Source organism: Enterobacter sp. RHBSTW-00175 (assembly GCF_013927005.1).
In the GTDB taxonomy this organism is placed as follows: Bacteria; Pseudomonadota; Gammaproteobacteria; order Enterobacterales; family Enterobacteriaceae; genus Enterobacter.
Genome location: NZ_CP055930.1, coordinates 5,118,811 through 5,141,270, shown reverse-complemented (window position 1 = coordinate 5,141,270; position 22,460 = coordinate 5,118,811). Strand labels below are relative to the sequence as shown.

Annotated in this window: 12 protein-coding genes; 8 read left to right on the top strand and 4 right to left on the bottom strand. The window is 55.6% G+C overall.

What is annotated here, in order from left to right; translation table 11 throughout:
* The first annotated feature begins 10 nt into the window (after window positions 1-10).
* The 3 genes from nirB to HV107_RS24855 all read left to right on the top strand — a co-directional run bounded on the left by nirB (window position 11) and on the right by HV107_RS24855 (window position 8,063).
* Window positions 11-3,997: a nitrite reductase large subunit NirB gene (nirB, locus tag HV107_RS24865; RefSeq protein WP_182061359.1), complete on the top strand. Its 3,987-nt coding sequence runs from the start codon at window positions 11-13 to the stop codon at window positions 3,995-3,997.
* A complete protein-coding gene (locus HV107_RS24860; RefSeq protein ID WP_182061358.1) occupies window positions 3,994-6,492 on the top strand; it encodes a nitrate reductase in 2,499 nt (832 codons plus the stop codon). Before nirB ends, HV107_RS24860 begins: the two co-directional genes overlap by 4 nt.
* A gap of 164 nt (window positions 6,493-6,656) precedes the next feature.
* Window positions 6,657-8,063: a YchO/YchP family invasin gene (locus HV107_RS24855; protein ID WP_182061357.1), complete on the top strand. Its 1,407-nt coding sequence runs from the start codon at window positions 6,657-6,659 to the stop codon at window positions 8,061-8,063.
* 2 nt (window positions 8,064-8,065) lie between these two features.
* On the opposite strand, the gene narL is transcribed toward HV107_RS24855, so the two are convergent.
* On the bottom strand, window positions 8,066-8,716 hold the full coding sequence (narL, locus tag HV107_RS24850) for a two-component system response regulator NarL (protein ID WP_003856701.1): 651 nt from the start codon (window positions 8,714-8,716) through the stop codon (window positions 8,066-8,068).
* Complete coding sequence (narX, locus tag HV107_RS24845; RefSeq protein WP_182061356.1) at window positions 8,709-10,505, bottom strand: nitrate/nitrite two-component system sensor histidine kinase NarX; 1,797 nt, start codon at window positions 10,503-10,505, stop codon at window positions 8,709-8,711. The genes narL and narX overlap by 8 nt, the downstream gene beginning before the upstream one ends.
* A gap of 309 nt (window positions 10,506-10,814) precedes the next feature.
* Here narX and HV107_RS24840 point away from each other — a divergent pair, with 309 nt between their 5' ends.
* The gene (locus HV107_RS24840) at window positions 10,815-12,212 is read left to right on the top strand and encodes a NarK family nitrate/nitrite MFS transporter (protein ID WP_182061355.1); all 1,398 of its coding nucleotides are present in this window, start codon (window positions 10,815-10,817) and stop codon (window positions 12,210-12,212) included.
* Between the two features lie 44 nt (window positions 12,213-12,256).
* Here HV107_RS24840 and HV107_RS24835 read toward each other — a convergent pair whose 3' ends face one another.
* On the bottom strand, window positions 12,257-14,536 hold the full coding sequence (locus tag HV107_RS24835) for a patatin-like phospholipase family protein (RefSeq protein WP_182061354.1): 2,280 nt from the start codon (window positions 14,534-14,536) through the stop codon (window positions 12,257-12,259).
* Window positions 14,537-14,889: 353 nt separating this feature from the next.
* Here HV107_RS24835 and HV107_RS24830 point away from each other — a divergent pair, with 353 nt between their 5' ends.
* From HV107_RS24830 to narI, 4 genes are read left to right on the top strand one after another with little or no spacing between them, the layout of a single operon-like run.
* The gene (locus HV107_RS24830) at window positions 14,890-18,633 is read left to right on the top strand and encodes a nitrate reductase subunit alpha (RefSeq protein ID WP_182061353.1); all 3,744 of its coding nucleotides are present in this window, start codon (window positions 14,890-14,892) and stop codon (window positions 18,631-18,633) included.
* On the top strand, window positions 18,630-20,165 hold the full coding sequence (narH, locus tag HV107_RS24825) for a nitrate reductase subunit beta (RefSeq protein WP_182061352.1): 1,536 nt from the start codon (window positions 18,630-18,632) through the stop codon (window positions 20,163-20,165). Before HV107_RS24830 ends, narH begins: the two co-directional genes overlap by 4 nt.
* Window positions 20,162-20,872 (top strand): nitrate reductase molybdenum cofactor assembly chaperone, encoded by a 711-nt coding sequence (narJ, locus tag HV107_RS24820; RefSeq protein ID WP_182061351.1) that lies wholly within the window; start codon window positions 20,162-20,164, stop codon window positions 20,870-20,872. The genes narH and narJ overlap by 4 nt, the downstream gene beginning before the upstream one ends.
* Window positions 20,872-21,549: a respiratory nitrate reductase subunit gamma gene (gene narI, locus HV107_RS24815; RefSeq protein WP_182061350.1), complete on the top strand. Its 678-nt coding sequence runs from the start codon at window positions 20,872-20,874 to the stop codon at window positions 21,547-21,549. The genes narJ and narI overlap by 1 nt, the downstream gene beginning before the upstream one ends.
* Here the strand turns inward: narI and HV107_RS24810 are convergent.
* Window positions 21,546-22,442, bottom strand: coding sequence for a DMT family transporter (locus HV107_RS24810; protein WP_182061349.1), 897 nt, complete (start codon window positions 22,440-22,442; stop codon window positions 21,546-21,548). The genes narI and HV107_RS24810 overlap by 4 nt on opposite strands.
* Window positions 22,443-22,460 lie beyond the last annotated feature (18 nt).

Below are 22,460 nucleotides of genomic sequence, written 5' to 3'. Positions count from 1 at the left end.
GGAGGTCACGATGCGTCTGGTCATTATCGGCAACGGCATGGCAGCAACACGACTGATAACCGCCCTCACTGAGCGCGCACCGGGCCGTTTTGTTATCACCGTCATCGGTGATGAGCCAGAACATGCCTATAACCGCATTCAGCTCTCTCCGGTGCTGGGTGGCGAAAAAGAGGCAGCGAAAATCCGTCTTCAGGATGACGACGGGTATCGCGCACAGGGCGTCACGGTATTGCGGGGCGAAAAAGTCACGGCAGTGGATGTGGCAGGCCGCGAAATCCACACCCGGTGCCGGACGCTGCCGTGGGATGAGCTGGTCTTTGCTACCGGTTCCAGCCCCTTTGTACCGCCGATTCCTGGAAACCAGGCGCCGCATGTTTTTACCTTCCGCACCCTGAAAGATACCCGTGCCATTCAGGGGATCGCCGGCCCGGCTGTTGTGCTGGGCGGTGGGGTGCTGGGTGTAGAGGCTGCCGCAGCTCTTGCGCTATCAGGTGACAACGTCACGTTGGTGCATCGCGGGGAATGGTTGATGGAACAGCAGCTGGATCAGCAGGCGGGATTGCTTCTGGAAGAAGCGCTGGCAGAGCGAGGGGTTCGCTGTGAACTGTCGTCCGGTATTACGGCGATTGCGGAGGATTCGGTCACGCTGGCGAATGGTCGTCAGCTACCGGCAGCACGGGTGGTGATGGCCACAGGCGTTATCCCCAACAGCCGTCTTGCGAACGAGAGCGGTATTGCCTGCGTCAGAGGCATCCTGGTTAACCACCAGATGCAGACTTCCGCCCCGCAGGTTAGCGCCATCGGCGAGTGCTGCGAGATTGACGGTCAGACGTTTGGCCTGGTCGCCCCTTGTCTGGCGCACGCGGATATTCTCGCCGCACGCCTGGCCGGGGAGACACCCCCGGCCTTGAGCCATCGCGACAGCGGGATGCGTCTCAAGGTGACAGGCGTGGAGCTTTTCAGCGCCGGGCGCGCCCAGGCAATGCCGGATGATGTGGTCTGGAGTTCGTGGGATCCGCTGACCCGGCATTATCGCCGTTTATTAATTGATCGCGGCACCCTTACAGGCGTGCTGCTGATGGGAGATTGCCGCAGCGCGGCGACATTTACCGATTTACTGGCAACGCCTGTTCCCGCGCACGTGGACTGGCTGTTCGATCGTTTCACTACGCAACCGCAGGTTGCAGGACAGAAAGCTATGACAAAACCTACTCTGGTGGTGGTTGGGCACGGTATGGTCGGCCACCATTTTCTTGAGGATTGCGTAAACCGCAATCTGCATCAGCAATACCAGATTATCGTCTTTGGTGAAGAGCGCTATGCTGCCTATGACCGCGTACATCTTTCCGAGTATTTTGGCGGGCGCAGCGCAGATTCCCTCTCACTGGTCGAGGGCGATTTCTTTGCCGACAACGGTATCGAACTGCGTTTATCCCAGCAGATCACTGCTATCGACCGGGAGTCCCGGGTGGTACGCACCGCCAGCGGGCATGAAACCCACTGGGACAAACTGGTGCTGGCTACCGGTTCTTATCCGTTCGTGCCACCCGTGCCGGGCAATGACCAGCCAGGATGCTTTGTCTACCGCACGCTCGACGATCTGGACAATATCGCGGCTCATGCCACGGGTTCCCGCCGTGGGGTGGTGATCGGCGGCGGCCTGCTGGGGCTGGAAGCGGCAAATGCCCTGAAGCAGCTCGGGCTTGAAACGCATGTGGTGGAGTTCGCCCCAAATCTGATGGCGGTACAGCTCGACAACGACGGCGCAGCAATGCTGCGTAAAAAGATTGAGGCGCTTGGCGTGGGTGTGCATACCAGCAAAGCGACGACCGAAATCGCCGCTACCGATGCAGGCCTGGTACTGCGCTTTGCCGATGGCGAGCAGCTTGATACCGATATGGTGGTCTTTTCTGCGGGGATCCGTCCGCAGGATGCACTGGCGCGCAGCAGCGGTCTGGCGGTGGGTGATCGCGGGGGGATCTGCATTGATGCCCGGTGTCAGACCTCCGATGAAAACGTGTACGCCATCGGCGAGTGCGCCCTGTGGGAAGGAAAAATTTTTGGCCTTGTGGCCCCGGGATACCAGATGGCGCGCGTGGCGGCAGCCTGTCTCGCGGGCGAAGAGAAGACCTTTGCCGGTGCCGATATGAGCACCAAACTGAAGCTGCTCGGGGTGGATGTTGCTTCGTTTGGCGATGCGCATGGCCGCACGCCAGGGGCATTAAGCTACCAGTGGACCCACGGCCCGCAGCAGATCTACAAAAAAATCGTCGTCAGCCACGACAGTAAAACGTTACTTGGCGGTGTGCTGGTGGGCGATGCCAGCGAATACGCCACCCTGGTGCAGATGATGCTGAACGGCATCAGCCTGCCAAAAGAGCCTGAAACGCTGATTTTACCAGCCGTTGCGGGCAGTGCGCCCAAAGCGCTCGGCGTGGCTGCGCTGCCCGAGAGTGCGCAGATTTGCTCATGTCATAATGTCAGCAAAGGCGACATCTGCCAGGCCGTCAGTGCCGGGGCAACGGATATCGGCGCCATCAAGCAGTGCACCAAAGCGGCCACCGGCTGCGGCGGCTGTAGTGCGCTGGTCAAACAGGTGATGGAGTTCCAGCTTGCTGAGCAGGGCGTGGAGGTGAAAAAGGACATTTGCGAACACTTCCCGTATTCGCGCCAGGAGATTTATCACCTGGTACGTGTTAACCACATCCACACTTTCGATCAGCTGATCAGCCGCTACGGACAAGGGCACGGGTGTGAAATCTGTAAGCCGCTGGTGGGCTCCGTGCTGGCGTCCTGCTGGAACGAGTATCTGCTTAAGCCTGCGCATTTGCCGCTTCAGGACACCAACGACCGTTACTTCGCCAATATCCAGAAGGATGGGACTTACTCCATCGTGCCACGAATGCCGGCTGGTGAAGTCACCGCCGACGGGCTGATTGCCATCGGCCAGATTGCCAAACGCTATCAGCTTTACAGCAAAATTACCGGCGGGCAGCGAATTGACCTGTTTGGTGCCACCCTCGAACAACTGCCGGAGATCTGGCAGGCGCTGGTGGAAGCGGGCTTTGAAACCGGGCACGCGTACGGCAAATCCCTGCGGACGGTAAAATCCTGCGTCGGCTCAACCTGGTGTCGCTACGGCGTGCAAGACTCCACCGGGCTCGCCGTCAGGCTGGAGCATCGCTACAAGGGGCTGCGCGCGCCGCATAAAATCAAAATGGCCGTCTCCGGCTGTACCCGCGAATGTGCGGAAGCCCAGAGCAAAGATGTCGGCGTTATCGCAACCGATAAAGGCTGGAACTTGTACCTGTGCGGTAACGGCGGCATGAAGCCTCGCCACGCTGACCTGTTCGCCAGCGATTTGGATGACGAAACGCTTATCCGCACGGTTGACCGTTTTCTGATGTTCTATATCCGAACCGCGGATCGCTTGCAACGTACCAGTACCTGGATGGATAACCTGGAAGGCGGCCTTGATTACCTTCGCGAGGTGATCCTGGACGACAGCCTGGGCATTGCCCACGAGCTTGAGCAGGAGATGGCGCGGGTTGTGGATACCTACCAGTGCGAATGGCAAACCACGCTTAACGATCCTGACCGTCTGGCGCTGTTCCGCACTGCGGTGAACGGCACGCCAGCGGATGAGGACAAACGCTGGCAGGAAATCTGCGGCATTGATGAGATTCCTGAGCAAGCGGGCATTGGCGCGACACTTGGCCGCAAACACATTGCGCTGTTCCGCTTTGGCAAAACCGTCTATGCCCTTGACGATCTTGAGCCCGGCAGCACCGCACGCGTGCTTTCGCGCGGCATTCTGGGTGATGCCGGGGGCGAGCCTGTTGTTATTTCGCCGCTCTATAAGCAACGTATTCGTCTGCGCGACGGGCGTCAGGCTGAAAACGGTGAGCCTGCCGTGCGCGCCTGGCCGGTGAAAATTGAAAACGGCAAGGTGTGGGTCGGAAACGAAGAGCTGGTGATGCGCGCGGAGGCCTCATGAATGAAACCCGTACAACCTGTCCTTACTGCGGCGTAGGCTGCGGTGTCGTTGCCCGCGTTGAGGGCGAGACAGTGAGCGTGCGGGGGGATGAAACCCATCCTGCGAATCTGGGGCGGCTGTGTGTTAAAGGCTCGGCGCTGGGTGAAACCACGGGATTAGCGGGGCGTTTGTTACGCCCTGTGGTGGATGGCGACGAGACGACGTGGCCGCAGGCGCTGGACGTGGCGGGTGAGCGCCTGCGGGAGATCATAGATACCTGGGGGCCACAGGCGGTGGCGTTTTACGCCTCCGGCCAACTGCTGACCGAAGATTACTACGCTGCCAATAAACTGATGAAGGGATTTATCGGTGCGGCGAATATCGACACCAACTCCCGGCTGTGTATGTCGTCGGCGGTCGTGGGGTACAAACGCGCGTTTGGCGAAGATATCGTGCCGTGCAGTTACGAGGACGTTGAAAACAGCGATCTGGTGGTGCTGGTGGGCTCGAACGCCGCATGGACGCACCCGGTGCTCTATCAGCGGCTGGTGCAGGCGCGCCAGCAGAACCCGGCGATGAAAGTGGTGGTAATCGATCCGCGCAGGACGGCCACCTGCGATATCGCGGATTTGCATCTGCCGTTGCTTCCCGGCAGCGATGCCGGGCTGTTTGTCGGCCTGCTGAATATGATTCAGGGGACTACGGAGTGGACGCTCGCGCGGGTGGCAGAATTTTGTGGCTTGCCGGTAGAGGATATCGGCACGTTTTATGACTGGTTTATCACCGCCCCCCGGGCGATCACGCTCTACACCATGGGGATTAATCAGTCCTCCAGCGGCAGCGATAAATGTAATGCGATCATCAATGTCCACCTGGCCTGCGGGAAGTTCGCCCGGCCGGGCTGCGGCCCGTTCTCCCTGACCGGGCAACCCAACGCGATGGGTGGGCGAGAGGTGGGCGGGCTGGCGAATCAGCTGGCAGCGCATATGAATTTTGAACCGGACGACTTATCGCGCGTGGCGCGTTTCTGGGGAACTGAACGGCTGGCGCAAACGCCGGGGCTGATGGCCGTCGAGCTGTTTGATGCCATCGCGCGCGGAGAGGTCAAAGCGGTGTGGATTATGGGGACTAACCCTGCCGTATCGCTGCCGGACAGCCACGCGGTGTGTCAGGCGCTGGCATCCTGCCCGCTGGTGATTGTCTCGGAAGTGATGCGTGAGACGGACACCAGTCGCTTCGCCCATATCCAGTTTCCGGCACTCGGCTGGGGAGAAAAGAACGGCACTGTCACCAACTCGGAACGACGTATCTCGCGCCAGCGTGCCTTTCTGCCCGCGCCCGGAGAAGCCAGACCGGACTGGTGGATAATCGCCCAGGTGGCAAAACAGCTTGGCTACGCAGAGGCGTTTTCCTGGCAGCATCCGCAGGAGATTTTTTGTGAACATGCGGCGCTCTCGGCGTTTGAGAATGACGGTGCGCGGGCTTTTAACCTGAAAGAGCTGGCTTCGCTGAGCCGTGAAGAGTGGGATGCGCTGGCCCCGTACCAGTGGGCGGCGGGGGATTTTCCGCAACGGAAGATAATCCCGGTGTCGCCAGAAAAGCACGGTGCCAGGGTGGATGCGCTTTATCCGCTGCTGCTGAACAGCGGGCGTATCCGCGATCAGTGGCATACCATGACCCGCACCGGCTATGTACCCAGGCTGATGCAACATATGGATGAGCCGTACCTTGAGATAAGTGCAGAGGATGCGGCGCATTTTGCCCTGTGCGATGGCCAGCTGGCACGCGTAAGTTCACCGCGTGGGGTGATGGTTGTCAGAGTGAAGATAAACAATGGTCAGCGGGCCGGAGAGCTGTTTACCCCGATGCACTGGAACGGCTGCTTTGCCCGTCAGGGGAAGGTCAATGCTCTGGTGGAAGGGCGTTGCGATCCACATTCAGGCCAGCCCGAAAGTAAGCAGACGGCGGTCAGAGTCATGCCCTGGCAACCCGCCAGGCAGGGGGAGCTATACGCCCGTGACGTGCCGGAGCTACCGCTATCGGCCTACTGGTGGCGCAAAGCCGCGCAGGATGTGCAGCGCATCACCGTGGCAGGGGATAAATCGCTGCTGGAGTGGGTCATGGCGCACTGCACCGGGCAAGGCTGGCAGTTGCAAATTGCGCAGATGGGTGAGCGGAGCAGTGTCCTGGCCTGGCAAAATGGCGCATTAATGCTGGGGTTCTGGGAAGGCAGTGCGCTGCCAGAGCTGGCGCATTCGTTTATTGAGGAGGCTTTTCGTGTCGCGCCCGTGGAGCTGGCCGAACGACATGCGATCCTGAACGGGCAACGTCCGGGTGAGCGGGTGGATCCGGGGCGGATTATCTGTAGCTGCTTTAGCGTGGGTGAAAATGCGATACGCGAGGCGATTGCTGAAGGGTGTGATTCAGCGGCAGCGTTGGGAGCGAAGCTGCGCTGTGGCACCAACTGCGGCTCTTGCGTGCCGGAGCTGAAAGGGTTGTGTAGGGTGACGGTGTAACGGCGTCGGGTGGCGGCTTCGCCTTACCCGACCTACAAATGCGCGCCGCCCGACGAATATGTTCAGGATAATCCTGAAATTTCGGCTAAGACTGCATTTCACTGCTTATCGCGTTAACATAATAAGAGTTTATTCATAAACACAGGTTCTTATTTACGACGTTGATGGCTGTATCGTCCCGCATTCGTCCGCTGTTTTTACTCCCCCTTATTTCGGCCGGAGCCGTTTACGGTGCGCCGAATTCCTTTATCCAGCAGGCGCAGAATCCCTTTGATAACAACGGTGATGGTCTACCCGACCTTGGGTTGGCGGCACCGTCGTCCGCAAGGGAAAAACATCTGGCGGAGATGGCGAAAGCATTCGGTGAAGCGAGCATGACCGATAATGGCCTGACGACCGGCGAGCAGGCCCGCCAGTTCGCCTTTGGCCAGGTACGTGATGCGTTAAGCGGTGAGGTGAATCAGCAAATTGAAACCTGGCTCTCGCCCTGGGGTAGCGCCAGCGTGGATTTGCTGGTGGACGAGGAGGGGAAATTCACCGGCAGCAGCGGGCGATGGTTTGTGCCCTGGCAGGATAATAACCGCTACCTGAGCTGGAGCCAGCTTGGGCTAACTCAGCAGACGGACGGGCTGGTCAGCAATGCCGGCATTGGGCAACGCTGGCTGGCCGGGACATGGTTGCTGGGCTATAACACCTTCTACGACAACCTGCTGGATGAAAACTTGCAGCGTGCGGGGCTGGGCGCCGAAGCCTGGGGCGAGAATCTGCGCTTGTCGGCAAACTACTACCAGCCGTTTGCCAGCTGGCGCAACCACTCGGATGTTCAGGAGCAGCGCATGGCCCGTGGCTACGATGTCACGGCGAAAGCATGGCTGCCGTGGTTCCATCACCTGAACACCAGCGTCAGTTTTGAACAGTATTTTGGCGATAGCGTGGATCTGTTCGACAGTGGAACCGGCTACCACAACCCGATGGCGGTAAATCTGGGGCTGGATTATACCCCTGTGCCGTTGCTGACGTTTTCGGCTGCACACAAGCAGGGCGAAAGTGGCGTCAGCCAGAACAATCTGGGCCTTAAGGTCAATTACCGTTTCGGGGTTCCGCTGGTTAAACAGCTCTCTGCCGGTGAAGTGGCCGCCACACGCTCGCTGCGCGGCAGTCGTTACGATTCGCCAGAGCGGGATAACCTGCCAGTGATGGAGTACCGCCAGCGCAAAACCTTATCGGTGTATCTGGCGACGCCGCCCTGGGATCTGAAAGGGGGCGAAACGGTGATGCTGAAGCTACAAGTGCGCAGTACTCACGGTATCCGCAAGCTACACTGGCAGGGTGATACGCTGGCCCTGAGCCTGACGTCGCCGACAAAAAATAACAGCAGCGATGGCTGGAGCGTCATTATGCCCGCCTGGAGTGAGCAGAGCGGCGCACGCAATAGCTGGAAATTATCGGTGGTGGTAGAAGATGAAGACGGGCAGCGTGTCTCTTCCAATGAGATCACGCTTGCTGTGGCACAACCGCTGGTGGCATTACCTAACGACGACCCACGCTGGAAGCTGCTGCCGGATGAATGAAATCAGAAGATACGTTCCTGATGTACCCAAACCGCCGCCTCAACGCGGGATTTTAATTTCATTTTCTTGAGCATATGTTTCACATGCACTTTGACCGTACTTTCGGTGATATCCAGACGACGGGCGATCATTTTGTTTGGCAGGCCCTGAGCAATCAGCTTGAGAATGTCACGCTCGCGTGGCGTTAACTGGCTGACATCGCGGTCAGAAGTGGCACGGTTGGCGCGCAGGCTGGCGGCCAGCACGGGCGTTAAGGCTTCGCTCAGCACCATCTCACCAGCTGCGGCCTGTTGCAGCGCTTTGAGCAGATCTTCCGGCTCCATATCTTTCAGTAAATAGCCATCGGCACCCCGTTTCAGCGCGGTCACGACGTCTTCTTCATGATTCGAAACGCTGAACACAACTACCCGGCCAGACAGTGATTTCTCACGCAGTTTGTCGAGCGTTTCCAGACCGTTCATACCCGGCATATTGAGATCGAGCAGGATCAAATCAGGATCAAGCGATTCGGCAAGTTCGATACCCTGTTCGCCGTTGCTGGCTTCGCCAACCACCGTGATATCTGGTGCCATGCTGACAAGTTGCTTCACGCCTGTGCGCAGCATCGGATGGTCGTCAATCAACAGGATGGATGCCGGTTCCTGGTTAGTCATGGTTTTCTCCTTGGGCAGTTATAAGGGGCTTTTCGGGAATAAAGGTGACCACTACCTCGGTGCCACCAGACTCTCCCCGGCGAACCTGGCAATCTCCGCGCAGGCTTTGTGCGCGATCTCGCATGATAATTAAACCATAGTGGTTACTTCTTTCGGCATTTTCCGGCACGCCGCAGCCGTTGTCCTGGACCGTAAGCCTCACCTGATTATTGTGCTGGCGGACGGTCACGGTTACTGCCGTCGCACCCGCGTGTTTGAGCACGTTGCTCAGGGCTTCACGGGCTATCTGCAGTAAATGTATGGCCTGATGAGAGGGGACAAAACGCGGTGGAAGCTGGTAGTCGAGCTTCACCGGGAACCCCAGTCGGGCGCTAAATTCGTGGCAGCTGGACTCAAGGGCCGGGCGCAGGCCTGGCTCGGTCAACTGCAAACGGAAGGTGGTCAGCAGTTCACGAAGCTGTACCCAGGAGGTATTAAGCTCGTTGCGGATCTGGCTGAGGAGCTGTTTGCTGCTTTCCGGCAGCCCGTCGTCCTGCATTTGCAGGCAGCTGACCTGCATCTTCATACAGGAAAGCGACTGGGCAATTGAATCGTGAAGCTCGCGGGCAATGGTGGCACGCTCTTCCATAACGATCAGCTGCTGTTGTTTTTCCTGGTGGCGATCGAGCGCGAGTGTGGCGGTCAGCTGTTCAACCAGCGTGTCCACCAGTTGCTGCTGGTCATGGTTAAGGTGACGCCCGGCTGGCAGGGTAGCCAGCAAAATGCCGTACTGCGTGTGGCTGTCTGTCAGACGCCATTTGAGCGTGGTACCACTGCCGGTAAGCGGCGGTAATCCGCGTGGGCAAAGATGGCAACCTTTATCATCACAGGACATGTCCGACTGACAGGTAAACTCCTGATGATTTTCTTCATCTTCGATGTCGTAAACCCGCAGTTCCAGATCGTGCAGCAGGGTTAAATTTTGCAGGCCGTTAAGCACCGGTGAGAGACGCTCACACAGGGGCACCTGCATATGCAGGCGGCGATTAGCCTGCCATAAAAACGAGAGGATTTCGTTTTTCTGCTCAAGACCGGCCGTTTTTTCCTGGACGCGTTTTTCCAGCACCGCATAGCTTTCAGACAGCTCTTCCGACATGGTATTGAGCGCTTGTCCGAGCATCGCCATTTCATTGCGGCCGCTGATGTGGGTACGCTGGGTAAAATCTCTTTGCGTGACCGCGCGCGCCATCGCCAGCAGCTGTTTCCATGGGTTGAGCAGCCGCGCACGTAGCCAGACGATGGTGAACACCAGCAGTAACGCCATAAATATCGCCATCGCCCGATGGACAACCACTACCCGGTCAATACGGTGTTCGGTGGTTTGGTCGAAAGAGGAGACCAGCGCATCGATGCGCGCGACAAAACCGGCGACGTCCTGCGATACGGCGTCTGCACGTTGCGCACCTTCCAGGCCGGGTTTTAACTGCGAGTGCCAGTAGCCCTGGAGCGACTTAAGCTGCGACTCTTGTCCGTCGCGGGTGGCGGCTCTTTCCAGTTCATGGCTAAATGCCGTGCGCTCCATTTCGTCGATCAGCGGCTGATCGTTGTGCGTAAGGGGAACGGCCGCCAGCAGGCGATAACTCTGCATACGTAGCGAGCCTGCCTCGTTAATGGCATGTGCATTACCCTGCACACCCTGTACCAGCGAGCCAGAGATAGCCATGCCGGTCACACCGATAGCGGTGGACAGCAAGACAATCAATGCCAACTGGTTAACGAGTGTCAGCGGGGATAAACATTTTTTTAACATAGGGTTGCCGGGCTCCTGACGTGGCCTGCTTGCAGGAATGGCGCTATTTTCATGCATACCCTGGAGTATACCCATACCAATAAAGGATTACCCCTAAATTGCCGGTCGGGTGATGTCTGGGGGGAAGGGAGTACGGGGAAGCGTCAGTACCGTGAAAAACCACACCTTTTTTACCGTAAAAGTCTACTCACTTAGAGTAATGGCTTTTTTTTCGCCATAAAACTGCCCACTTTTCCTTTGATTTATATCAACTTACCGCCGGCCTAAAACCCTAATGTTTGCAGCATCATTCGAGAATCAGAGGTGTCTATGAGTCACTCATCCGCCCCCGAAAGGGATAATGGTGCCGTAATTACAGAATGGCGTCCGGAAGATCCGGCGTTCTGGGAACAACGCGGCCACCGTGTAGCAAGTCGTAATCTGTGGATTTCCGTTCCGTGCCTGTTGTTAGCGTTTTGCGTATGGATGTTGTTTAGTGCGGTGGCGGTGAACCTGCCGAAAGTCGGGTTCAAATTTACCACCGATCAGCTGTTTATGCTGACGGCGCTGCCAGCGCTGTCGGGCGCATTACTGCGTGTTCCTTACGCGTTTATGGTTCCCCTGTTTGGCGGTCGCCGCTGGACGGCGTTCAGTACCGGCATCATGATAGTGCCTTGCGTGTGGCTCGGTTTTGCCGTGCAGGATACCTCTACACCGTTCAGTGTGTTCGTGATTATTTCTCTGCTGTGCGGTTTTGCTGGCGCAAACTTCGCCTCAAGCATGGCCAACATCAGTTTCTTCTTCCCGAAAGCGAAACAGGGCGGTGCGCTGGGTATTAACGGCGGTCTGGGGAATATGGGCGTGAGCGTGATGCAGCTGATTGCACCGCTGGTTATCTCTGTTTCTGTCTTTGCTGCCTTTGGTGGTACGGGTGCGCAGCAACCGGATGGCTCTTTGTTGTACCTTCAGAACGCGGCGTGGATTTGGGTGCCATTCCTGGTGGTATTAACGCTGGCGGCCTGGTTCTTTATGAATGACCTGTCGGCCTCGAAAGCTTCCCTCAGCGAGCAGCTGCCGGTGCTGAAACGCGGACACCTCTGGGTGATGGCGCTGTTATACCTTGCCACTTTCGGATCCTTTATCGGTTTCTCCGCAGGCTTCGCGATGCTGTCAAAAACGCAGTTCCCGGAATTGCAGATCCTTCACTATGCGTTCTTTGGTCCGTTCATTGGTGCGCTGGCCCGTTCTACTGGTGGGATGATTTCTGACCGTCTGGGCGGAACGCGTGTGACGCTGGTGAACTTTGTGGTGATGGCTATCTTCTGTGCGCTGCTGTTCCTGACGCTGCCAACCAACGGCCAGGGCGGAAACTTTACCGCGTTCTTCGGCGTGTTTATGGTGCTGTTCCTGACGGCCGGGCTGGGTAGTGCCTCTACCTTCCAGATGATCTCGATTATCTTCCGTAAGCTGACGATGGACCGCGTAAAAGCGCAGGGCGGCAACGAAGCACAGGCCATGCGCGAAGCCGCGACCGATACCGCAGCGGCACTGGGCTTTATCTCTGCCATTGGCGCGATTGGTGGTTTCTTCATTCCGAAAGCGTTCGGTATTTCGCTTGACCTGACCGGCTCTCCGGCAGGAGCAATGAAAGTGTTCCTCGTATTCTATATCGCCTGCGTTGTGATCACGTGGCTGGTATATGGCCGTAATACCAAGAAAAATAAGTAAGTTTGATTATCCGTTTGCGCGGCCTTAGGGCCGCGTTTTTTTTACTATGACAGCATATTCCTTGTAATCGCTTTACCCGCCTGCAAACCTAGCTGATGGTAGGCTTCCCACTGCTCCTCATCAAAGAATTGATCGCCCGTCGTTTGCTGCGGAAAATCATCATGTCGTTTTGCGTAGCGTTCGGTATCGAGCCCCATGTTTTCCAGCAAATGAGGTTTTACAATCAGCAATGTGCCTTGCATTTCAGGCAAGGGGCCTTGTTTCGGGTACGATATTGTCGCTTTGATAAGCGGTGCTGCTGCTTCCCCTTTTTTCAGGTCGTAGAGAGGAATAAACATCGGCTGGGCTGGTGTATCAAAAGTGATGATAATGCCGTAATCAATGCGGGCTTTACGCACCAGATTTTCAAGATCGTCAAACCTGTATTCTGGGTCAGCACCGCAGTCAGCCACAACGATCGTTTTTACCCGCCGTTTTAGCAGGGGGTATACACCGGTGTTTTCGAAATGTCCGCCATCAGAGAGATACCAGTATTCGCTGTTTTTGCCGGGAAATCGGGCAAACATTTCGGCAAACAGGGCAGGTAGTGAAGCGGTCACGTCATCTTTCGGATTGAGGTTTTTTTCCCAAAAACCCAGCCTGCCTCCAATCAGGAAAAGAATAAATGCCAGACCAGGGGATGTCAGAGAGCCCATTCCTGTTGCGGCTGCGGCTCCCGATATGGCAATCCACTTCGATAACGTACTGTCTTTTAATGCTTTGGAAGGGCGTGGGAAATGCGTGCCTGTTTCAACACCAAATGAGCTGACCGTCAGCGCAATTCCCTTTCTGTCGGCATTATAGTTTCCTGAGCGATCGTCAACTGTCTGGTTTATACAGCAGGTGATCAGGTGAATCGGCCCCAGATGGCTATGCGGGTTATAGTCTTTAAATTTAACGTCATCGCAGTGCAAGGAGTCCGTGACTTTCTCGATATTGGCAAGCTTGTTGTTTAACTGGTCTTCTAATGGGTTCTGTGGAAAGCGGTGTTTTGGCGGAGAGCCTACATTTGTAACAGAAAGCCAGGCGCGTTCAATACGTGAACGGTAGAAATTATGCAGAGAACTTAAATTCAGGAACGTAATTATTCGTTTTGGCTGGCAGAGGTAAATGAAGAATAACACCACCGCAAAAGCGAACAGTGAAGGATAGAGAGTGTAGTGGAAAAGTGAATCGTACCTGATGATTTTGATCTCAGCGGCGCAGACCGTTATCAGCGAAAAAATTAACAACAGATAGCCAAGAATGTTCGCACCTTGCATCAAACTGATGGATATAAAAGAGTGGCTGTTTTTCATTTTACTGAACAGTTTTTTGACGGCGGTGAGCTCCCAGCTTGCTTTTAGCAACGCGAGTAATGCTGGAGGGAGTAGCGTACCCGAAGCAGAACTTTCTCTGGACCATAGCAGCCCCAGAGCGTATACCCCCCATAAAATAAGTATGGCACCTGCCAGCCACAGGCTGTTTGTCATCGCCCGGGTAAACTGTTGTCTCAGTTTCCCTGAAGTGGAACTGAGCGTTTTTAATGCAGAGTGAATGAGCTTTACATTTGTGACCGCAATAATGATAAGGGCGACCGGAGGCAAGTATGATTGTAGAAAGTAATCAGGAAAATCGATTATCCATGCTAAACATGCATAAGAGATTGTCACCACAGTAAGGGCGAATTTTAAGGATTCCCTGGGTTTTTCTTCATCCAGTATCCAGTAAGAGAAGGCCATCACGGCAGAAAAATAGAGCGGGACAGAGAGCGCTATCAGCCAGGGCGTTGTTTCGAGAAAATTTGGCTGGAGAACTAACATTGTATTAAGACTGATGGCAATACCGCTTACGACGAGACACATTAGCGTCAGAAGAAATAATGCCGCAATAAAAGAGCGAAAGATTTGGGTAATTGCCAGTGACTTGTCGAGAAACCCCGCAGGTGTAAGATACCGACCGTTATTCCGTAACCATGCCAGTAAAATGGTATCGTCGCTGGCGAGTGCTTTTTCAATCGAATACTTCTCGTTATTCTTTGTATATAAGCGGCCCAGCATTCCGCCTAAATAACCACCACCAGATACAGTCGACAGATAATCGAATTTTTTCAGAAGTCCATTTTTAGCGAGCGCACGAACCAGACCTAAACAAAAGGTTGCACTGCGAATACCCCCACCTGATAAAGCCAGCCCCAGCGTACCCGTGTATTCTATGTTCTGAAGTTTACATTTTTCCCGGCGTTCTTTAATGGCATCTGTTTCGTTATCAGGTGAGAGGTTATGAACATCTGACGCTTCGCTCATCGTTGTGTCCTTACCAGGTAAAATTTAGGGTGATATAAAATGACTCTAGACCAGGCGTAAAAAAATGAGACTCATGCACTGTTCTTAAACAGCCAAAAACACCTACCACTTAATAACTAATCTTGTTAGGGTTTTACGCCTTCCTCGATGAAAGTTAATAAATACCTATAAAAAACAATCAATTAAAAAATATAAAATACTACTTCTTTGGTGGTATTTTGCGCATCCACTCGTTTTGCCAACCCTGTTGCCCTTGATCGTTATCAATTCTCGTCATCTATCAGAGCGTTACCTTCGCTGCAAATCAGCAATGTCGATTTAGAGAGCCACAGGCTCCACACAGGAGATACCCGATGAGCAAATTTTTGGACCGGTTTCGCTACTTCAAGCAGAAGGGCGAAACCTTTGCCGATGGGCACGGCCAGGTTCTGGATACCAACAGGGACTGGGAAGATGGATACCGTCAACGTTGGCAGCATGATAAGGTCGTTCGTTCCACCCACGGCGTAAACTGCACCGGTTCGTGTAGCTGGAAGATTTTCGTTAAAAATGGTCTGGTGACCTGGGAAATGCAGCAGACCGACTATCCGCGCACGCGCCCGGATATGCCAAACCACGAACCGCGCGGCTGCCCACGTGGTGCAAGCTACTCCTGGTATCTGTACAGCGCCAACCGCCTGAAATATCCGCTGATGCGCAAACGCCTGATGAAAATGTGGCGCGAAGCTAAAGTTCAGCACAGCGATCCGGTTGATGCCTGGGCCTCTATTATTGAAGATGCCGATAAAGCCAAAAGTTTCAAGCAAGCGCGTGGCCGCGGTGGTTTTGTGCGTTCGTCCTGGAAGGAAGTGAACGAGCTGATTGCCGCCTCAAACGTCTATACCGTCAAAACCTATGGCCCGGACCGCGTGGCGGGCTTCTCGCCGATCCCGGCGATGTCGATGGTGTCCTACGCATCGGGCGCACGTTACCTGTCCCTTATCGGCGGTACCTGCCTGAGTTTCTACGACTGGTACTGTGACCTGCCACCTGCGTCTCCGCAGACCTGGGGTGAGCAGACCGACGTTCCTGAATCTGCCGACTGGTATAACTCCAGCTACATTCTGGCGTGGGGTTCTAACGTTCCGCAGACCCGTACACCGGATGCCCACTTCTTCACTGAAGTGCGTTACAAAGGCACCAAAACGGTAGCTATCACTCCGGACTACGCAGAAATCGCCAAACTGTGCGACCTGTGGTTAGCTCCGAAACAGGGTACCGATGCGGCGATGGCGCTGGCGATGGGCCACGTCATGCTGCGTGAGTTCCACCTGGATAAACCGAGCCAGTACTTCACCGACTACGTCCGTCGCTACACCGACTTCCCGATGCTGGTCATGCTGGAAGAGCGTGACGGCTACTATGCTGCTGGCCGAATGCTGCGCGCTGCCGACCTGGTGGATGCCCTGGGCCAGGAAAACAACCCACAATGGAAAACCGTGGCCTGTAACAGCAATGGCGAACTGGTGGCTCCAAACGGATCTATCGGCTTCCGATGGGGTGAGAAAGGTAAATGGAACCTGGAACAGCGTAACGGTACAACCGGCGAAGAGACTGAACTGCGCCTGAGTATGCTGGGCAGCCAGGATGATATCGCTGATGTCGGTTTCCCGTACTTCGGGGGCGAAGGTTCCGAACACTTCAACAAAGTTGAACTGCAAAACGTCTTAATGCACAAACTGCCGGTCAAACGCCTGCAACTGGCGGATGGCTCAACGGCGCTGGTTACTACCGTTTACGATCTGACCATGGCGAACTACGGCCTGGAGCGCGGTCTGAATGATGAAAACTGCGCTACCAGCTATGACGATGTGAAAGCCTATACCCCAGCCTGGGCAGAACAGGTAACAGGCGTGCCGCGTGCGCAGATCACCCGTATTGCCCGTGAGTTCGCCGAGAACGCCGACAAAACTCATGGCCGCTCGATGATCATCGTCGGGGCAGGTCTGAACCACTGGTATCACCTCGATATGAACTATCGCGGTCTTATCAATATGCTCATCTTCTGCGGTTGTGTAGGGCAGAGTGGCGGCGGCTGGGCGCACTATGTGGGCCAGGAAAAACTGCGTCCACAGACCGGCTGGCAGCCGCTGGCGTTTGCCCTTGACTGGCAGCGTCCTGCGCGTCACATGAACAGTACCTCTTACTTCTATAACCACTCGAGCCAGTGGCGCTATGAAACGGTTAATGCGCAAGAGCTGCTGTCACCCATGGCGGATAAATCCCGCTACACCGGTCATCTGATTGACTTCAACGTGCGCGCCGAACGCATGGGCTGGCTGCCATCTGCACCGCAGCTGGGAACCAACCCCCTGCGCATCGCCGAAGAAGCGAAAAAAGCCGGTATGACCCCGGCGGATTACACCGTGAAATCCCTGAAGGACGGCTCCATTCGTTTTGCGGCGGAACAGCCAGAAAACGGTAAAAACCATCCGCGTAACCTGTTTATCTGGCGCTCCAACTTGCTGGGTTCATCCGGTAAGGGCCACGAGTACATGCTGAAGTATCTGCTCGGTACTGAGAACGGTATTCAGGGTAAAGATCTTGGCAAGCAGGGCGGCGTGAAGCCAGAAGAAGTGGAATGGAAAGACAACGGTCTGGACGGGAAACTGGATCTGGTGGTGACGCTGGACTTCCGTCTGTCCAGCACCTGTCTGTATTCCGACATCGTGCTGCCAACGGCTACCTGGTATGAAAAAGACGATATGAATACCTCGGATATGCATCCGTTTATTCATCCGCTGTCTGCCGCCGTTGACCCTGCATGGGAATCCAAAAGCGACTGGGATATCTACAAAGATATCGCGAAAGTTTTCTCGGAAGTCTGCGTGGGCCATCTGGGTAAAGAAACGGACGTTGTAACCCTGCCGATTCAGCACGACTCCGCTGCCGAACTGGCGCAACCACTTGACGTGAAAGACTGGAAAAAAGGTGAATGCGACCTGATCCCGGGCGTGACGGCACCGCACATTATTCCGGTTGAACGTGACTACCCGGCTACCTATGAACGCTTTACCTCTATCGGCCCATTGATGGAGAAAATCGGTAACGGCGGTAAAGGCATTGCCTGGAATACCCAGAGCGAAATGGATCTGCTGCGTAAGCTCAATTACACCAAAGCAGACGGCCCGGCCAAAGGCCAGCCAATGCTGAACACGGCCATTGATGCGGCAGAGATGATCCTGGCCCTGGCGCCTGAAACTAACGGCCATGTGGCCGTGAAGGCCTGGGCGGCACTGAGTGAATTCACCGGTCGTGACCATACGCACCTGGCGACGAATAAAGAGGAAGAGAAAATTCGCTTCCGCGATATTCAGGCCCAGCCACGCAAGATTATCTCCAGCCCGACCTGGTCAGGCCTGGAAGACGAACATGTGTCCTATAACGCCGGTTACACCAACGTTCACGAGCTGATCCCATGGCGTACGCTCACAGGTCGTCAATCGCTGTATCAGGATCACCAGTGGATGCGTGATTTCGGTGAAAGCCTGCTGGTTTACCGTCCGCCAATCGACACCCGTTCAGTGAAAGGGGTGATGGGCAAGAAATCCAACGGCAACCCGGAAAAAGCGCTGAACTTCCTGACGCCACACCAGAAGTGGGGGATCCACTCCACCTACAGCGACAACCTACTGATGCTGACGTTGTCACGTGGTGGCCCGATTGTATGGATGAGCGAAGCGGATGCCAAAGATCTGGGTATTGAAGATAACGACTGGATCGAAGTGTTCAATAGCAACGGTGCGCTGACGGCGCGTGCGGTAGTGAGCCAGCGCGTACCTGCCGGGATGACCATGATGTACCACGCGCAGGAACGTATCGTTAACCTGCCGGGTTCAGAAATCACCGAGCAGCGCGGCGGTATTCACAACTCCGTGACCCGTATTACGCCAAAACCGACCCACATGATCGGCGGTTATGCGCAGCTGGCATACGGCTTTAACTACTACGGCACCGTAGGATCTAACCGCGATGAGTTCGTGGTGGTTCGTAAAATGAAGAATATTAACTGGTTAGACGGCGAAGGTAATGACCAGGTACAGGAGAGCGTAAAATGAAAATTCGTTCACAAGTCGGCATGGTGCTGAATCTGGATAAATGCATCGGCTGTCATACCTGCTCAGTCACCTGTAAAAACGTCTGGACCAGCCGTGAAGGTATGGAATACGCCTGGTTCAACAACGTTGAAAGTAAGCCAGGCACCGGTTTCCCGACCGACTGGGAAAATCAGGAAAAATGGAAGGGCGGCTGGATCCGCAAGATCAACGGTAAACTGCAACCGCGCATGGGTAACCGCGCGATGTTGCTGGGCAAAATCTTCGCTAACCCGCATCTGCCGGGCATTGACGATTACTACGAGCCGTTTGATTTCGACTACCAGAACCTGCACAACGCGCCAGAAAGCAAACACCAGCCGATTGCCCGCCCACGCTCGCTGATCACCGGGAAGCGGTTGGACAAAATTACCAGCGGGCCAAACTGGGAAGAAATTCTGGGTGGAGAGTTTGAAAAACGCGCCAAAGATCAGAACTTCGAAAATATGCAGAAGGCGATGTACGGTCAGTTCGAAAATACCTTCATGATGTATCTGCCGCGCCTGTGTGAACACTGTCTTAACCCGGCCTGTGTTGCCACCTGCCCGAGCGGTGCCATCTATAAGCGTGAAGAAGACGGCATTGTGCTTATCGACCAGGACAAATGCCGCGGCTGGCGTATGTGCATCACCGGTTGTCCGTACAAAAAAATCTACTTCAACTGGAAGAGCGGGAAATCCGAGAAGTGCATCTTCTGTTATCCACGTATCGAAGCGGGGATGCCGACCGTTTGTTCTGAAAGCTGCGTAGGCCGTATCCGTTACCTCGGGGTGCTGTTGTATGACGCAGATGCGATTGAAAATGCAGCCAGCACCGAGCACGAAAAAGATCTGTATCAGCGTCAGCTGGATGTGTTCCTCGATCCGAACGACCCGAAAGTGATTGAGCAGGCGCTGAAAGACGGCGTACCGCAGAGCGTGATCGACGCTGCGCAGCAGTCTCCGGTGTACAAAATGGCGATGGACTGGAAGCTGGCGCTGCCACTGCACCCGGAATACCGCACGCTGCCGATGGTGTGGTATGTGCCACCACTGTCACCGATTCAGTCTGCCGCAGATGCCGGTGAACTGGGCAGTAACGGCATTCTGCCAGACGTAGAAAGCCTGCGTATCCCGGTTCAGTACCTGGCGAACCTGCTGACCGCCGGCGACACGCAACCTGTGCTGCTGGCGCTGAAACGGATGCTGGCGATGCGCCACTTCAAACGCGCGGAAACGGTAGACGGTGTGATTGATACCCGTGCGCTGGAAGAGGTGGGGCTGAGCGAAGCACAGGCGCAGGAGATGTACCGCTATCTGGCGATTGCCAACTACGAAGATCGTTTCGTGGTACCAGGCAGTCACCGCGAACTGGCTCGCGAAGCCTTCCCGGAAAAAAGCGGTTGTGGTTTTACCTTCGGCGATGGTTGCCACGGGTCAGACACCAAATTCAACCTCTTCAACAGCCGCCGCATCGATGCCATGGATGTGACCAGCAAAACGGAGCCGCACCAATGATTGAACTCGTCATTGTTTCGCGTCTGCTCGAGTACCCGGATGCTGCGCTTGCGCAGCATCAACAGGAACTTTTCGATGCACTCGCGTCATCTGAAAACCTGGATAAAGAAGATGCCCATAGCCTGGGCGTTTTCCTGCGCGACCTGTTAGCGCGCGATCTTCTGGATGCACAGGCCGACTACAGCCAGCTGTTTGACCGTGGCCGCGCCACTTCACTGCTGCTGTTTGAACATGTTCACGGCGAATCCCGCGACCGGGGTCAGGCGATGGTCGACCTGATGGCGCAATACGAACAGCACGGTCTGCAACTTGATAGCCGCGAGCTGCCGGATCACCTGCCGCTGTACCTCGAATATCTGGCGCAGCTGCCAAAAGAAGAGGCGCTTGATGGGTTACAGGACATTGCGCCGATTCTGGCGCTGCTCAGTGCGCGACTGCAACAGCGTGAGAGCCGCTATGCGGCGCTGTTCGACCTGCTGGTAAAACTCGCGAATGCGGCCATCGACAGTGAGAAAGTGGCAGAAAAAATTGCCGATGAAGCGCGCGACGATACCCCGCAGGCGCTGGATGCGGTCTGGGAAGAAGAGCAAGTTAAATTCTTTGCTGACCAGAATTGCGGCGAGTCGGAAATCTCGGCTCACCAGCGTCGTTTTGCCGGAGCTGTTGCCCCGCAATATTTGAATATCTCTAACGGAGGACAGCAATAATGCACTTCCTGAATATGTTCTTCTTTGATATCTACCCGTACATTGCGGGCACCGTGTTTCTGGTGGGAAGCTGGCTGCGTTACGACTACGGTCAGTACAGCTGGCGTGCGGCGTCCAGCCAGATGCTGGATCGCAAAGGGATGAACCTGGCCTCTAACCTGTTCCACATCGGGATCCTGGGGATTTTTGCCGGTCACTTTCTCGGGATGCTGACGCCTCACTGGATGTATGAGTCGTTCCTGCCGATTGAAGTGAAGCAAAAAATGGCGATGATTGCCGGTGGCGCGTGCGGTGTGATGACGCTGGTGGGTGGCTTGCTGCTGCTTAAACGTCGCCTGTTCAGCCCACGAGTGCGTGCAACCACTACCGGGGCCGACATTCTGATCCTGTCTCTGCTGATGGTGCAGTGTGCGCTCGGTCTGCTGACCATTCCGTTCTCTGCACAGCATATGGACGGCAGCGAAATGATGAAACTGGTTGGCTGGGCACAGTCGGTGGTGACGTTCCTCGGCGGTGCGTCTGAGCATCTGGACGGTGTGGCGTTTGTGTTCCGCGTGCACCTGGTGCTGGGGATGACGTTGTTTGTGCTGTTCCCGTTCTCTCGCCTGGTCCACATCTGGAGCGCGCCAGTAGAGTACCTGACGCGCAAATACCAGATTGTGCGTGCCCGCCGCTAATTTGCCGTTTTGATACCAACCCCGCACGAGCGGGGTTTTTTTTCGCCCCAGCCCAGGTTGTTGCCCGCGGCGGCAACCAGGATCAGCGCGCCACCCGCCAGTTGCGTCGCGGTCAGCGAATGCCCGAAGACCAGATTATCAACCACAATCGCCACCACCGGGTAAATAAAGGAAAGGGAGCCGGTGACAGGGGTAGGGAGCTTCTGAATGGCACTATAGAGCAGCTGGTACATTATGCCTGTGTGCACAATCCCCAGCGTTAATAGTATTCCCCACGGGAATTGCCCGGAAAACGTGGGCATGTGCGCCAACGGCAATAGCATAACCACCCCGGTTAAGACCTGAATAAACGCAATATGTTGTGGCGCAATACTTCTGAGCCTGCGGGTGATAATGGCCGTCAGCGCGTAAAAGAACGCGGCACCAAGCGCCAGCGCAATACCGCTAAGCCAGCCAGCCTCGTGTTTGCTGGTCAGCTCGCCTGAGAGCAGAACCACCACGCCGCCGAAGGCAAGCAGGAGCCATCCCCATTTTGCCAGACTCACACGTTCACCCAGTAACATCCCCATCATTACCAGCATAAACGGCTGCGTGTTGTAGACCACGGTCGACAGACCTATCGAAATGCGCGCGTAGGCGGCAAAGAGCATCATCCAGTTAACGACCAGCGCGATGCCGCCAAAAATTGCCAACCCCAACGTGACTTTGGTTAATGGGCTAAAAGGCTGTTTGCTGATACGGATAAAAAGAAAGAGAGCAACGGCGCCGATGAGGCAGCGCCAGAACACGACTTCTGTGACCGGTAAACCGGAGAGTAATACAAAGGCCCCGATTGAGCCGGAAATAAGCATCGCCAGGCTCATTTGCCAGACGCCTTTTTGTCTATCACCCATTATGCACCTCCTGATTAA

Excerpts from the sequence above, each read along its gene's own strand:
- HV107_RS24840 (WP_182061355.1), top strand. The coding sequence starts at position 10,815 with ATGAGTCACTCATCCGCCCCCGAAAGGGATAATGGTGCCGTAATTACA.
- HV107_RS24835 (WP_182061354.1), bottom strand. The coding sequence starts at position 14,536 with ATGAGCGAAGCGTCAGATGTTCATAACCTCTCACCTGATAACGAAACA.
- narL (WP_003856701.1), bottom strand. The coding sequence starts at position 8,716 with ATGACTAACCAGGAACCGGCATCCATCCTGTTGATTGACGACCATCCG.
- narX (WP_182061356.1), bottom strand. The coding sequence starts at position 10,505 with ATGTTAAAAAAATGTTTATCCCCGCTGACACTCGTTAACCAGTTGGCA.
- HV107_RS24830 (WP_182061353.1), top strand. The coding sequence starts at position 14,890 with ATGAGCAAATTTTTGGACCGGTTTCGCTACTTCAAGCAGAAGGGCGAA.
- narI (WP_182061350.1), top strand. The coding sequence starts at position 20,872 with ATGCACTTCCTGAATATGTTCTTCTTTGATATCTACCCGTACATTGCG.
- HV107_RS24855 (WP_182061357.1), top strand. The coding sequence starts at position 6,657 with ATGGCTGTATCGTCCCGCATTCGTCCGCTGTTTTTACTCCCCCTTATT.
- narH (WP_182061352.1), top strand. The coding sequence starts at position 18,630 with ATGAAAATTCGTTCACAAGTCGGCATGGTGCTGAATCTGGATAAATGC.
- HV107_RS24860 (WP_182061358.1), top strand. The coding sequence starts at position 3,994 with ATGAATGAAACCCGTACAACCTGTCCTTACTGCGGCGTAGGCTGCGGT.
- HV107_RS24810 (WP_182061349.1), bottom strand. The coding sequence starts at position 22,442 with ATGGGTGATAGACAAAAAGGCGTCTGGCAAATGAGCCTGGCGATGCTT.
- narJ (WP_182061351.1), top strand. The coding sequence starts at position 20,162 with ATGATTGAACTCGTCATTGTTTCGCGTCTGCTCGAGTACCCGGATGCT.
- nirB (WP_182061359.1), top strand. The coding sequence starts at position 11 with ATGCGTCTGGTCATTATCGGCAACGGCATGGCAGCAACACGACTGATA.